The 12,217-nt window shown below is 46.0% G+C and carries 14 protein-coding genes, 1 other RNA gene and 1 pseudogene; 12 read left to right on the top strand and 4 right to left on the bottom strand.

Annotated features, from left to right (window positions below):
• Nucleotides 1–4: 4 nt before the first annotated feature.
• Nucleotides 5–577, bottom strand: coding sequence for a nucleotide exchange factor GrpE (gene grpE, locus ACGS9J_RS14380; RefSeq protein WP_442231555.1), 573 nt, complete (start codon nt 575–577; stop codon nt 5–7).
• 124 nt (nt 578–701) lie between these two features.
• Between grpE and nadK the strand changes: the two genes are divergently transcribed.
• The 3 genes from nadK to bamE all read left to right on the top strand — a co-directional run bounded on the left by nadK (nt 702) and on the right by bamE (nt 3,780).
• A complete protein-coding gene (nadK, locus tag ACGS9J_RS14375; protein ID WP_442231554.1) occupies nt 702–1,580 on the top strand; it encodes an NAD(+) kinase in 879 nt (292 codons plus the stop codon).
• Nucleotides 1,581–1,666: 86 nt separating this feature from the next.
• Nucleotides 1,667–3,328 (top strand): DNA repair protein RecN, encoded by a 1,662-nt coding sequence (gene recN, locus ACGS9J_RS14370; RefSeq protein ID WP_442231553.1) that lies wholly within the window; start codon nt 1,667–1,669, stop codon nt 3,326–3,328.
• A 113-nt stretch (nt 3,329–3,441) separates the two neighbouring features.
• Nucleotides 3,442–3,780 carry an outer membrane protein assembly factor BamE gene (gene bamE / locus ACGS9J_RS14365; RefSeq protein ID WP_442231552.1) on the top strand — a complete coding sequence of 113 codons (339 nt, stop codon included), beginning with the start codon at nt 3,442–3,444 and terminating at the stop codon, nt 3,778–3,780.
• A gap of 259 nt (nt 3,781–4,039) precedes the next feature.
• Here bamE and ACGS9J_RS14360 read toward each other — a convergent pair whose 3' ends face one another.
• Together ACGS9J_RS14360 and ACGS9J_RS14355 are read right to left on the bottom strand one after the other, a co-directional pair.
• On the bottom strand, nt 4,040–4,324 hold the full coding sequence (locus tag ACGS9J_RS14360) for an RnfH family protein (RefSeq protein ID WP_442231551.1): 285 nt from the start codon (nt 4,322–4,324) through the stop codon (nt 4,040–4,042).
• Entirely contained in the window at nt 4,317–4,751 is a 435-nt protein-coding gene (locus ACGS9J_RS14355; protein WP_442231550.1) for a type II toxin-antitoxin system RatA family toxin, read from the bottom strand. The genes ACGS9J_RS14360 and ACGS9J_RS14355 overlap by 8 nt, the downstream gene beginning before the upstream one ends.
• A 161-nt stretch (nt 4,752–4,912) precedes the next feature.
• Between ACGS9J_RS14355 and smpB the strand changes: the two genes are divergently transcribed.
• The 7 genes and pseudogenes from smpB to ACGS9J_RS14320 all read left to right on the top strand — a co-directional run bounded on the left by smpB (nt 4,913) and on the right by ACGS9J_RS14320 (nt 10,499).
• Complete coding sequence (smpB, locus tag ACGS9J_RS14350) at nt 4,913–5,395, top strand: SsrA-binding protein SmpB (RefSeq protein WP_061808353.1); 483 nt, start codon at nt 4,913–4,915, stop codon at nt 5,393–5,395.
• Between the two features lie 49 nt (nt 5,396–5,444).
• Nucleotides 5,445–5,808, top strand: a transfer-messenger RNA (tmRNA) gene (ssrA, locus tag ACGS9J_RS14345).
• A 177-nt stretch (nt 5,809–5,985) separates the two neighbouring features.
• Nucleotides 5,986–6,114, top strand: coding sequence for a hypothetical protein (locus ACGS9J_RS14340; RefSeq protein ID WP_442231549.1), 129 nt, complete (start codon nt 5,986–5,988; stop codon nt 6,112–6,114).
• A gap of 39 nt (nt 6,115–6,153) precedes the next feature.
• Nucleotides 6,154–6,512, top strand: a pseudogene (locus ACGS9J_RS14335) (phage integrase central domain-containing protein); the annotation flags it as partial.
• 6 nt (nt 6,513–6,518) lie between these two features.
• Nucleotides 6,519–7,187: a tyrosine-type recombinase/integrase gene (locus ACGS9J_RS14330; RefSeq protein WP_442231729.1), complete on the top strand. Its 669-nt coding sequence runs from the start codon at nt 6,519–6,521 to the stop codon at nt 7,185–7,187.
• 265 nt (nt 7,188–7,452) lie between these two features.
• The gene (locus tag ACGS9J_RS14325; RefSeq protein WP_442231548.1) at nt 7,453–8,367 is read left to right on the top strand and encodes a HamA C-terminal domain-containing protein; all 915 of its coding nucleotides are present in this window, start codon (nt 7,453–7,455) and stop codon (nt 8,365–8,367) included.
• A gap of 2 nt (nt 8,368–8,369) precedes the next feature.
• The gene (locus tag ACGS9J_RS14320) at nt 8,370–10,499 is read left to right on the top strand and encodes a DEAD/DEAH box helicase (RefSeq protein ID WP_442231547.1); all 2,130 of its coding nucleotides are present in this window, start codon (nt 8,370–8,372) and stop codon (nt 10,497–10,499) included.
• A 301-nt stretch (nt 10,500–10,800) separates the two neighbouring features.
• Here ACGS9J_RS14320 and ACGS9J_RS14315 read toward each other — a convergent pair whose 3' ends face one another.
• Nucleotides 10,801–11,055 carry an ogr/Delta-like zinc finger family protein gene (locus ACGS9J_RS14315; protein WP_046374795.1) on the bottom strand — a complete coding sequence of 85 codons (255 nt, stop codon included), beginning with the start codon at nt 11,053–11,055 and terminating at the stop codon, nt 10,801–10,803.
• Nucleotides 11,056–11,411: 356 nt separating this feature from the next.
• Between ACGS9J_RS14315 and ACGS9J_RS14310 the strand changes: the two genes are divergently transcribed.
• Nucleotides 11,412–11,870: an STM2901 family protein gene (locus tag ACGS9J_RS14310; protein ID WP_442231546.1), complete on the top strand. Its 459-nt coding sequence runs from the start codon at nt 11,412–11,414 to the stop codon at nt 11,868–11,870.
• Nucleotides 11,867–12,166, top strand: a complete 300-nt coding sequence (locus ACGS9J_RS14305) for a DUF1493 family protein (RefSeq protein ID WP_442231545.1) — start codon at nt 11,867–11,869, stop codon at nt 12,164–12,166. Before ACGS9J_RS14310 ends, ACGS9J_RS14305 begins: the two co-directional genes overlap by 4 nt.
• Nucleotides 12,167–12,217: the final 51 nt, after the last annotated feature.

Raw genomic sequence — 12,217 nt, 5'->3', positions numbered from 1 at the left:
CCGCTTAAGCCTTGGCTTTGGAAACCGCAACCATCGCCGGGCGCAGCAGGCGACCATTCAGCGTATAGCCTTTCTGCATCACCATCATCACGTGGTTCGGCTGGTGCTCGGCAGACTCCATCAGGCTCATCGCCTGGTGCACATCCGGGTTGAACGGCACGTTAATGTCGCCAACGATTTCGATCCCATACTTACGCACGACGTCCTGCAAGGACTTCAGCGTCAGCTCTATACCTTCAATCATTGCCGCCAGTTCCGGATTGTTTTTATCCGCCAGATCCAGCGCACGCTCCAGGTTATCCAGCACCGGCAACAGGTCGCCGGAGAATTTCTCCAGCGCAAATTTGTGCGCTTTTTCGATATCCAGCTCGGTGCGGCGGCGGACGTTTTCCATTTCCGCTTTGGCACGCAGCAGGCTGTCGCGTTCATGCTGCTGGGCTTCGGCCAGTTGAGCTTCCAGCTCAGCAATGCGTTCATCCCGCAGATCGACGCCCTCAGCCGCTTCCGGCAAGACTTCCTGCTGTTCCATTTCTTCCGAGACTTGCTCGTTTGGCGTCTTCTGTTCTTTACTACTCATGAATATCTCCGCGTTTTAGCATTAATCTCGCAACTTGGCTTATTATGGGGATCAAAACCGGGGTTTCAAGTCAACCGGTCACAATGTGGGGCATAATCTGGTCCCGGTGAGGAAAATCACAACAATGAATAAAAAATTCGCCTGTATTGGCATTGTTGGCCACCCGCGTCACCCTTCGGCGCTGGCAACGCATGAGATGTTATTTCACTGGCTGGTCGCCCGAGGCTATTCAGTGATGGTTGAACGGCAGATAGCCAAGGATTTGGAGCTGAAAGACGCGGTCACCGGCAGCCTGGCGGAGATTGGCCAACAGGCCGATTTGGCCGTAGTCGTTGGCGGCGACGGCAATATGCTCGGTGCTGCGCGCGTGCTGGCGCGTTACGACATTAAAGTGATCGGCGTTAACCGCGGCAATCTCGGCTTCCTGACCGATCTCGACCCCGATAATGCGTTGCAGCAATTGGCCGATGTGCTGGAAGGCGAATACATCGATGAACAGCGCTTCCTGCTGGAAACCATCGTGCACAAAGAGAACCAGCAATGCCGCATCAGCACCGCCATCAACGAAGTGGTGCTGCACCCCGGTAAAGTGGCGCATATGATTGAGTTCGAAGTGTATATCGACGACCGCTTCGCCTTCTCGCAACGTTCCGACGGCCTGATTATCGCCACCCCGACCGGCTCAACCGCCTACTCGCTCTCTGCCGGCGGCCCAATCCTGACACCATCGCTGGAAGCCATCGCACTGGTGCCGATGTTCCCGCACACCCTCTCGGCCCGCCCGTTGGTGATCAACGGTAACAGCACCATTCGGCTGAAGTTCTCGCAGATCGGCAGCGATCTGGAAATCAGTTGCGACAGCCAAATCGCGCTGCCAATCCAGGAAGGTGAGGAAGTATTGATACGTCGCAGTGATTTCCACTTGAATCTCATTCATCCGAAGGACTACAGCTATTTCAATACGTTAAGCACCAAACTGGGCTGGTCTAAAAAATTGTTCTAAAAATCTCGCCAGCCCCTTTACTGTATATAAAACCAGTTTATACTGTATGAAACTACAGTTATGTGTTTATACACAGGAAGGTTCCCATGCTGGCGCAATTGACCATCAGCAATTTTGCTATCGTTCGTGAGTTGGAAATTGATTTTCAACCGGGTATGACGGCGATTACCGGTGAAACCGGCGCCGGTAAATCTATCGCCATCGACGCGCTGGGGCTGTGCCTCGGTAACCGCGCCGACGGTAACGTAGTCCGGCTGGGAGCCGCCCGCGCCGATATCTGTGCCCGTTTTTCACTGACGGATACCCCCTCTGCACGCCAATGGCTCGAACAGAACCAACTGGACGACAGCAATGAGTGCCTGCTGCGCCGGGTCATCAACGCCGACGGCCGCTCACGCGGCTTTATCAACGGCACTTCCGTACCGCTTTCGCAACTGCGCGAACTCGGTCAGCGTCTGATTCAAATCCACGGTCAGCATGCCCATCAGTTGCTGCTCAAGCCCGAGCACCAAAAACAGCTGCTTGATGCCTATGCCGACGAGCCGGCCCTGCTGGCGCAAATGCAACTGGCTTATCAGCGCTGGCACCAAAGCTGTCGCGAGCTGGCCCGCCATCAGCAACAGTCCATTGAGCGCGACGCGCGCAAACAGCTACTGCAATACCAATTGAAAGAGCTGAACGAGTTTGCCCCGCTGGCCGGCGAGTTTGAACAAATCGATACGGAGTTCAAACGCCTGGCCAACAGCGGCCAGTTACTGACCATCAGCCAGCAAACTCTGCAATTGCTGGCCGACAATGAAGAAAGCAATATGCTAAGCCAGCTCTATACCGCCAAACACCTGCTGATTGAGTTGGCCGGCATGGATGAAAAACTCAGCGGCTTGCTGGACATGCTGGAAGAGGCGTCGATCCAAATCAGTGAGGCCAGCGACGAGCTGCGCCACTATGCCGACCGCATGGATCTGGATCCAAACCGTCTGCAAGAACTGGAACAGCGCCTGTCGCGGCAAATTAACCTGGCACGCAAACATCACGTAGCCCCAGAAGAACTGCCGCAGTTGCATCAACAAATGCTGGATGAACAACAGCTGCTGTCGCAGCAAGAAAACGACCATGAACACCTCAACGAGGCGGTCACGCAGCATCATCAGCAAGCCTTGCTGTTGGCGGAGCAATTACACCAGAAGCGTCAGCATTATGCCGCAGAGCTGACTACGTTGATTACCGACAGCATGCAGGCGCTCTCCATGCCGCACGGCAAGTTCAATATCGACGTACGTTTCGAACCACAGCATTTGAGTGCCGAAGGGGCCAGCCGCACCGAGTTCTGCGTTTCCACCAACCCGGGCCAACCGCTGCAGGCGCTGGCGAAAGTGGCTTCCGGCGGCGAGCTGTCGCGCATTGCACTGGCAATTCAGGTGATCACCGCACGTAAAATGGAAACCCCGGCGCTGATTTTCGACGAAGTGGACGTCGGCATCAGCGGCCCAACGGCTGCCATTGTGGGTCGCCTGTTGCGTCAACTGGGAGAATCGACACAGGTGATGTGTGTCACCCACCTTCCGCAGGTGGCAGGTTGTGGACATCAGCATCTGTTTGTCAGCAAGCAGACCGACGGCACGGAAACCGAAACGCAGATGTCGCCGTTGGATAAACGTGCTCGTTTGCAGGAATTGGCGCGCCTTCTTGGCGGCAGCGAAGTCACCCGAAACACCCTGGCAAACGCAAAAGAACTGCTTGCTGCATAGAAAAGCTCAACTTTTTTACTTTCCTGAGGTCATATTGGGGCCCTGTAAAGGTTTCCAACTGCTGCAAGGTCTATTATCATCGGCATCCTATGCCCTAAAGGAATGTGATTACTATGCGCTGTAAAACGCTGACTGCCGCCGCTGTGGTTCTTGTGATGCTGACTGCAGGCTGTTCTACTTTTGAGAAGGTGGTTTACCGGCCTGACATCAACCAAGGGAACTACCTGACGTCAACCGACGTAGCTAAAATCCAAAAAGGTATGACCCAGCAACAGGTCGCTTATACATTGGGAACTCCAATGCTGCAGGACCCGTTCGGTACTCAGACGTGGTTCTATGTGTTCCGCCAGCAACCTGGTCATGAAAGTATCACCCAGCAAACCCTGACGCTGACCTTTAACAGCGCAGGCGTATTGACCGATATTCAGAACAAGCCTGCGCTGACCAAGTAATCGGCGCAGGAATTCTCGTCCGGCCCGTGAGGGATGCGTCCAGTTCTTCATGACAGTAACAGGCTGCAACTCGGAAGATAAAATTCTGATAAAAAATAAGGCGCTAAAAGCGCCTCAGACTGCGGAGAAGTTCTTTGCGGCTAACAGTCCTGGTCATGGGGCTGGTAAAAACAAAGGATTATGTCTTCTGATTTACCCCAAACATTCGAAAACCACGTTTTTCGGGTGTTTGTCATCAAGTTAAGGCGCTTTTAGCGCCTTATTTTTTTGCTTTCTCTGCCCGTTGACGGCGCAGCTCTTTAGGATCGGCAATCAATGGGCGATAAATTTCCACCCGGTCGCCATCGTTAAGCACATCGCCCAACTTGGCCGGTCGGCTATAAATGCCCACCTTGTTGCTTTGCAAATCAATGTCACTGCGCAGTTCCAACAACCCGGAGGCCACAATCGCCTGCTCAACGCTGCTGCCTTCTGCCAGTTTCACATTGCGTAGATACTGACGTTCCGGCAAGGCGTAAACCACCTCAACCCGTATATCAGACACTGTAAACCTCTTTCGCCCGCTGAGTGAATGCCTGCACCATGTTGCCGGCCAACTCTTTAAACACCTTACCGAACGCCAACTCGATCAGTTTGTTGGTAAATTCGAAATCCAGGTGCAGCTCAACCTTACAGGCTTCCGGACTGAGCGGCGTAAAGTGCCAGCCCCCCATCAACTTGCGGAACGGACCATCAACCAGTTGCATATTGATGCTCTGGTTATCCAGCAGCGTGTTGCGCGTGGTAAAAGTTTTGCTGATACCGGCTTTGGCAACGTCTACTGCGGCGGTCATTTCATTGTTGGACGCGTTAATCACCCTGCTACCGGTACAACCTGGCAGAAAATCGGGATAAGAATCAACATCGTTAACCAACTGATACATCTGCTCGGCGCTGAATGGCACTAACGCAGATCGACTGATCTGGGGCATATCATTTCCTGTGAGACACAAAACATACAAATGATACCATTTATCTATCGGCAAACAAAAAATCTGCTATGCAAGTTGGGAGCCAAAAATGCGAAAAATTGCGCAGGTGCTGAGCGGTAAAGGATTTCTTTCGCTGACGCATCCAGTATAATGAAAGCACTATGACAAAGAAAAAAGCACACAAACCCGGTTCTGCCACCATTGCGCAAAACAAGCGAGCGCGTTTCGAATACTTCATTGAAGAAGAAATCGAAGCGGGCCTGTCCCTGCAAGGGTGGGAAGTCAAATCGCTGCGTGCCGGCAAAGCCAACCTCAGCGACAGCTACGTGACCTTCCGTGACGGTGAAGCCTACCTGTTTGGCGCCACTATCACGCCGCTCAGCGTGGCTTCGTCGCATGTGGTCTGCGATCCGATACGTACCCGCAAACTGCTGTTGAACAAGCGCGAGCTGGACTCGCTGTTCGGCCGCGTAAACCGCGAAGGTTATACCGTGGTTGCCCTGTCCATGTATTGGAAAAATGCCTGGGTCAAGGTCAAAATCGGCGTAGCCAAAGGCAAGAAAGAACACGATAAGCGCGATGACATCAAAGATCGTGAATGGCAGACGGCGAAAGCCCGTATCATGAAGCACGCCAACCGATAAGCCTCTGGCTTATCGGACTAAACTTCTGGTATACTGCACAAAGTTACTTGGGGCTGATTCTGGATTCGACGGGATTTGCGAAGCCCTAGGAGCATGCCGAGGGGCGGTTGGCCTCGTAAAAAGCCGCAAAAAAATAGTCGCAAACGACGAAAACTACGCCCTAGCAGCTTAATACCCTGCTAAGAGCCCTCTCTCCCTAGCCTCCGCTCTTAGGACGGGGATCAAGAGAGGTCAAACCCAAAAGAGATCGCGTGGATGTCCTGCCTGGGGCTGAAGCGTTAAATCCAATCAGGCTAGTTTGTTAGTGGCGTGTCCATCCGCAGCTGACCGGCGAATGTAAAGATTGGACTAAGCATGTAGTGCCGACGGTGTAGTAATTTCGGACGGGGGTTCAAATCCCCCCAGCTCCACCAAATAGGTCACCGGTGACCCCAGATAGATCCGGTGGCAATAACGAAAAAGCCCGCAATTCACGTTGCGGGCTTTTTCGTGTCTGTAGTAGTCCGAGAACATCCAGCTAAACCCGGGATTTATTGGTATACGTTAAAATGTATGCCATAAACGTATACCAATTATGGAAGAATCCTTACATGGCGCGGACTACACGCTCCCTCACACATACCGAAGTCCAAAAAGCCAAAGCCCTAGAGAAAGACCTCACTCTGCATGACGGCGATGGCCTGTTCCTGTTAGTCAAAACCACCGGCAAGAAATTGTGACGTTTCCGTTACCTTCGCCCCGGCACCAGTTCACGGACTATGGTTAGCCTCGGAGCCTACCCTGCCCAGTCACTTGCCGACGCCCGACAAATACGTGCCGAAAAGCTCGCGATACTGGCGAGAGGCATTGACCCGCAGGCTAAAGAGGCAGCAGAAGCGGAACCGCAGCAGATAGCGCAAGAAAGCATTTTCCTGAATGTGGCAAAGCAATGGTTCACGTTGAAGCAGGCCAGCGTTAGCGCTAAGCATGCGGAAGACATCTGGTGTTCTCTGGAGAAGAACATACTGCCATCTATCGAGAATGTTCCAGTTCAGGACATCAAAGCGCCCAAGTGCTGGAACCTATCAAGGCCCGTGGAGCGTTAGAGACTGTTCGCCGATTAGTACAACGCATCAACGAAATCATGATCTACGCCGTCAACACTGGCTTGATTGATGCTAATCCGGCTTCTGGTATTGGTAACGCGTTCGAACGGCCTAAGAAGCAGCACATGCCGACTATACGGCCTGAAGAATTGCCCAAGCTGATGCGCACTATCTCGATGAGCAATCTATCAATCCCAACCCGCTGCTTGCTTGAATGGCAACTGTTGACGCTAATACGTCCTTCCGAAGCCTCGGCAACCGCATGGGCCGAGATCGATATAGAAAACCGTGAATGGCGCATCCCGGCAGAACGGATGAAGGCGAAGCGTGAGCATATCGTTCCACTGTCAGACCAAGCACTAGAGATACTGGAAATCATGCGCCCTATCAGCGGCAGGCGTGAACATGTATTCCCTAGCCGCAATGACCCACGTAAGCCAATGAACAGCCAGACGGCTAATGCGGCATTAAAACGTATAGGCTATGGTGGCAAACTTGTTGCTCATGGACTGCGCTCTATCGCGAGTACAGCTATGAACGAAGCGGAGTTTAATGCTGATGTTATAGAAGCAGCGCTAGCTCATAGTGATAAGAATGAAGTAAGGAAAGCATATAACCGTTCGTCATATCTTGAACAACGACGTGAATTGATGAGTTGGTGGGGGTTAGTGGTTCTACAAAGAAATTGTAAGCCAAAATACTTATAATTTAATTTCTTCATATCAAATTCTGAATTATTTGTTACTCCATACTGTTCAAAAAAACACTGATTATAAAAACACCTGACTTTATTAACAGGTGTTTTTATACTTCTGGTGAGATATTCTTATTTACTTAGGAAAAATGGCCAGATTTTTATTTAAATTCATATATGATGTGGAGTAACACTCCGTCATAGTGTTCTTGTCATATTGGTAGCGATTGTCGTTAGTAGCCATTTTTAAGCAGTTTCAGCATGGTGGGGGCATAGGAATGACATTTGATATTATTATTGAGGATTTTTTTACCTCTTTTTATTTTGATAATGACTCAAAAAGCTATCCAAACAAGAGCCTCCTAGGCTTAATAAATGATTTCGAAGATGGTGATTGGAGATACAAAAAATTCCAAAATTTTATCTGGGATAATATTGCTGAGACATCTCTTTCTCATCGTGAACGGGAGAGTCTATCAAGTGATCCATATACCTTACTGGCGGCGGCGGCTCAAAATTTACGGTTAACTGATACAATTCAGGATATCAGTAAAGGAAGTGAACTGGCAGAAATAGTACTCTATGGGATTATGAAGAACCATTATAGTGCATTGCCTGTTGTACCTAAAATATTCTATAAACAAAACTCTCAAGACAATGCAAAAGGAGCTGATAGCGTTCATATTATTATAGCTAATGGTGAATTTTCCCTTTGGTTTGGAGAAGCTAAGTTTTATAATAGTATTGATGATGACAGACTGATAAGCATCATAAACTCCGTAGGAAATTCTTTAAATAGTGATAAACTAAGGAAAGAGAATAGCATTATTTCCAACGTAAATGACATTGACGCACTTATATTAGACGATGTATTACTGAAAAAGATAAAGGAAGCTTTGTCAAATCAAAATTCCATTGATCACCTTAAACCAAAAATACACATCCCTATATTATTGCTACATGAATGCAAGATTACAAAAGAGACAACTCGTCTAAGTGAAGAATATAAGAGAAATATAGTTTCATACCATAAAGAAAGAGCAACATCTTACTTCAAAAAACAAAAAAACAAGATAGGTTCCATTTTTGGTTATTCTGATGTTAAATTTCATCTAATTTTATTCCCTGTTCCAGAGAAAGAAAAAATAATAAATTCATTTATAAAAAGAGCAAGAGCATTTAAAGGAGATTAGATATGGAAGAACCTTCTGAGCATGAAATCATGGATGAATCCACTTTCAACTGTTGCCAAAGTATTAATCAGTTGATATATGAAGGACGGGAAGTCGATGCAAGAAACAGTCTTATAAAGCTTCTTGATTATTTCGATAAAAATAAAATCCATTATAATCAATTAGTCAACCATCTTATTAGAGAGCTAGGATTATATCCTTACTTAAGAACAGGATCATCCTCTTGGCAAGAACGATTTGTTTATGATGCTTTTAAAGTAGATGTTGGCCTTGAGTTTCCTGTAACATTACATAGAGAACAATCACTACTTCTTAAAAAACTCATTAATGGTGAAAATCTAGCGATTAGTGCTCCAACAAGTTTTGGAAAAAGTTTTATTATAGATGCATTCATTTCTATAAAAAAACCTAAAAATGTTGTAATAATTGTGCCAACGATTGCCTTAACAGATGAAACAAGAAGAAGGCTGCAAAAAAAATTCTCCGACAATTATAAAATAATAACCACGTCAGACGTAGAACTTTCCGAGAAAAATATATTTGTATTTCCACAAGAAAGAGCTTTCGGCTATATAGATAAAATAGACAAGCTAGACATATTAATAGTCGACGAGTTTTACAAGGCTAGTGATAAATTTGATAAAGAGAGATCGCCATCATTACTTAAAGCGATTATGAAACTCAGCAAAAAAGCCGATCAGCGCTATTTTTTATCCCCTAACATTTCCAACTTGAAAGACAATCCATTTACTAAAGGGATGGAGTTTCTCCGCATAGATTTTAATACTGTTTTTCTGGAAAAACATGAACTATACAAGGATATTTCTGAAGACATAAATAAAAAAGAAATGGCCTTACTTAATATACTATCAATGAATTCCGGGAAAACATTAATTTATGCAGGGACATATAAGGATATTGATGCCGTCGCAGATCTAATCAGATCAAATCATAAAAGCAAAAACAGCCAACTTCTTAAGAACTTCTCTAATTGGCTTAGTGTTAACTATGACGAAAACTGGAAATTAGTAGATCTTATAAAATTCGGGACAGGCATACACAACGGAAGATTACATAGATCGTTAAGTCAAATTCAAGTAAAGCTATTTGAAGAGCCTGATGGAATTAACAACATAATATCTACATCATCAATAGTCGAAGGGGTTAACACATCAGCAGAGAACATAATAATATGGAGAGCTAAAAATGGAAGATCTAATCTAAATGATTTTATGTATAAAAATATTATTGGCCGAGGAGGTAGAATGTTTAAGCATTTCATCGGGAAAATATTTTTACTTTCGGCTCCGCCTGCAAATAAAGAGAATGAACTAGTTTTAAACATGCCCAATGCTCTAATCGGTGACATTGATGAAAACGAATATAAAGGAGAACTCACACAAGAACAAATATCTGCGATAATTGCATATAGGGAGGACATGTCAAACATTCTCGGTCATGATACATTTAAAAGATTACAAGATGAAGGATCTTTCAAATCCAATGATGCCATTCTCATAAGAGATATAGCATTTGATATAGCTAGGAACCCTAGTGATTGGACACGGATAGTATTTTTAAACTCCCCCTTACCTGACAACTGGGATTATTATTTATATAAAATAATGAAATTAAAACCTGGCGGATGGGATATTGAATATAGTAAATTTGTAGGATTCGTTAAAGTTGCATCAAAAAGTTGGGAATTAACACTTCCTCAGCTTTTAAAAAAGTTATCACCATTAGGCATTGACATTGAAAAACACTTCCAATTAGAAAAAAATTTAACATTTAAACTTTCAGCCTTACTTAATGATATAAACACTCTTTTGAATGAACTAATTAAAGATAAAAACACTGACATATCTCCATTTATATTCAAAACCACACATGCTTTTCTACCACCTATTGTTTATCAATTAGAGGAGTATGGCCTACCTAGAATGATTTCTAAAAAACTACAGGTAGCTGGTCATTTTAATTTCAATAGCGATAATATCGACCTCCATCAGACAATAAGCTATTTGGAATCCATAGACGATTTAATTGGAATAGATTCAATGATAGAAACAGACGATTTTGAAAAATATATAATCAAGCATTTTATTGACGGTATTAAAATTGAAAGGTAACAATGCCTCCAATAGTAGCGAATCTTGGAGACAAACGTATTTTTAATGCCAGCGCGCAATACTCCCTCGCCTACGCGCTCTGGCTTTATCATGCACATTTCATGCATGACACAGAGGCCCTGTAAGCCCTTGTGGCGCGGGGTTTCGGCTGTTTTGAGAGGCTGGGGATTCATGCAAAATCATGCACCCTATGCATGCACGCGCAGTTTGAGGCAGGCTAGCCAGAAAAAAGGCTGTTTTCGGGCTTAGGGGAACGGTAAAGCCCCGCAGCAAAATCAGTATTACAGCGGGGCCAGTTCAATCAGTGCAGTGTTTGATTTCGGCTATAACGGCGGTAACGATTTAATGTCCTTTTTTCCGGCGGCGGTAAATCATCACCGGTCACCGTTTCCGCTTGAATGGGCTGACATAAAATCTTATCGACGCTCTCTACCGTTTTAAAGGTGCAGGAGCACACGATATTTTGGCACTGGTAATAGGCTTCTTTCGTCTGTTCGGTCACATAACGGCTGGTGCGGGTATAAGACGAATGAGTACACAGTGGGCAACGCATCATGAGCTGGCCCCTTTCTGCTGCAAACGCTGACTACTCAGGCCTGCATTGCAGGCCTTTTCTCTGCCTGAAATCTCTCACTGTCGCTCACCCACAACACAATAAATCACCGGCTCAGGCCGGTATTTTGCATTTTTGGGGCTGACTGTTCACAGTAAGTGACCAGTCAGGGCAAACTCATCACCAACTAATCACTGGTTAATTATTTGTTTTTAAATAACTAAATTCAAAAATGAACAATGTGACCAGTTTTTGTATAAATCTTTTTTTTGCGGGTAAACGTAAAGCAACCACCTTGCTGATTGAATCCCTTGAAATGCTTGGTTATCGTACAACTATGCTAATGAAAAGGAATTCCTATGGATACAGTCGAAGAACTAGGTGGAACTTACTTCTACAACGGCCTAATAAACCTCACTGCCCATGAACTATTGCTCGCCATCTTTGTGCAGAAAACACTTGAGCAATTAGGCCAACAAGATACTTTTGCCGCAACGGCTGTCCTCTTGGGCCGCCGAGACTTGTTAACACGAACCAAACCTAGCGGAGCGATCTCGGGGACATCAAGAGCTAGCAAAATGGCTAGGAATGTGTTCAAAAATAGTCAATTCCCGTTCGGCATAAAGATGCCCAGTGTTATCGGTAGCCCACTAAACCTTAAAACGTTCAAGATCAGGATGGTCGCTAATATTGGCACTTTTGCCGGGAGGGCAATCCCTGTCATCGGATGGGTGATACTGGCTAGCGATGTTTCAATCATCACAATCCGAGCCATAACAACCTACAACAAAATTGCTCGTGCAGAGGACAGATTATGACCATAGACAAAGTGCAACAGGCTGTATTTTCTTTGGTCAAAAAACATGATGGTTTCTCGATCATTCCGTTCTTCAAGAAGAAATGGACTGTCAAAACGGATATAGACACCGATTTACATTTCGAACGTGAAGAAGCAGAAGAGCTAATGAAAGACTTCTTTAATCAATTCAATGTAAACAGTAAGGGTTTCAGCATAGATACCTACTATCCCGATAGTGAAAAGCTGACTCAGGTTCCCGATTTCACTCTAGAGATGCTTATTAACTCCGCCAAGGCCGGGCGATGGTTGTATTAGGGCCCTGCCCAGGGTGGTTTTCTCGAGATTTTTAATAGGCAGATGAAAGGC

Source organism: Serratia quinivorans (assembly GCF_052113645.1).
Taxonomy (GTDB): Bacteria; Pseudomonadota; Gammaproteobacteria; order Enterobacterales; family Enterobacteriaceae; genus Serratia; species Serratia quinivorans_B.
This window is presented reverse-complemented; position numbering and strand designations above follow the sequence as displayed.

What these genes read in the sequence shown, in the direction of transcription:
- grpE (WP_442231555.1), bottom strand. Translation starts at nt 577, where the DNA reads ATGAGTAGTAAAGAACAGAAGACGCCAAACGAGCAAGTCTCGGAAGAA.
- nadK (WP_442231554.1), top strand. Translation starts at nt 702, where the DNA reads ATGAATAAAAAATTCGCCTGTATTGGCATTGTTGGCCACCCGCGTCAC.
- recN (WP_442231553.1), top strand. Translation starts at nt 1,667, where the DNA reads ATGCTGGCGCAATTGACCATCAGCAATTTTGCTATCGTTCGTGAGTTG.
- bamE (WP_442231552.1), top strand. Translation starts at nt 3,442, where the DNA reads ATGCGCTGTAAAACGCTGACTGCCGCCGCTGTGGTTCTTGTGATGCTG.
- ACGS9J_RS14355 (WP_442231550.1), bottom strand. Translation starts at nt 4,751, where the DNA reads ATGCCCCAGATCAGTCGATCTGCGTTAGTGCCATTCAGCGCCGAGCAG.
- smpB (WP_061808353.1), top strand. Translation starts at nt 4,913, where the DNA reads ATGACAAAGAAAAAAGCACACAAACCCGGTTCTGCCACCATTGCGCAA.
- ACGS9J_RS14340 (WP_442231549.1), top strand. Translation starts at nt 5,986, where the DNA reads ATGGCGCGGACTACACGCTCCCTCACACATACCGAAGTCCAAAAAGCC.
- ACGS9J_RS14330 (WP_442231729.1), top strand. Translation starts at nt 6,519, where the DNA reads ATGATCTACGCCGTCAACACTGGCTTGATTGATGCTAATCCGGCTTCT.
- ACGS9J_RS14325 (WP_442231548.1), top strand. Translation starts at nt 7,453, where the DNA reads ATGACATTTGATATTATTATTGAGGATTTTTTTACCTCTTTTTATTTT.
- ACGS9J_RS14320 (WP_442231547.1), top strand. Translation starts at nt 8,370, where the DNA reads ATGGAAGAACCTTCTGAGCATGAAATCATGGATGAATCCACTTTCAAC.
- ACGS9J_RS14315 (WP_046374795.1), bottom strand. Translation starts at nt 11,055, where the DNA reads ATGATGCGTTGCCCACTGTGTACTCATTCGTCTTATACCCGCACCAGC.
- ACGS9J_RS14310 (WP_442231546.1), top strand. Translation starts at nt 11,412, where the DNA reads ATGGATACAGTCGAAGAACTAGGTGGAACTTACTTCTACAACGGCCTA.
- ACGS9J_RS14305 (WP_442231545.1), top strand. Translation starts at nt 11,867, where the DNA reads ATGACCATAGACAAAGTGCAACAGGCTGTATTTTCTTTGGTCAAAAAA.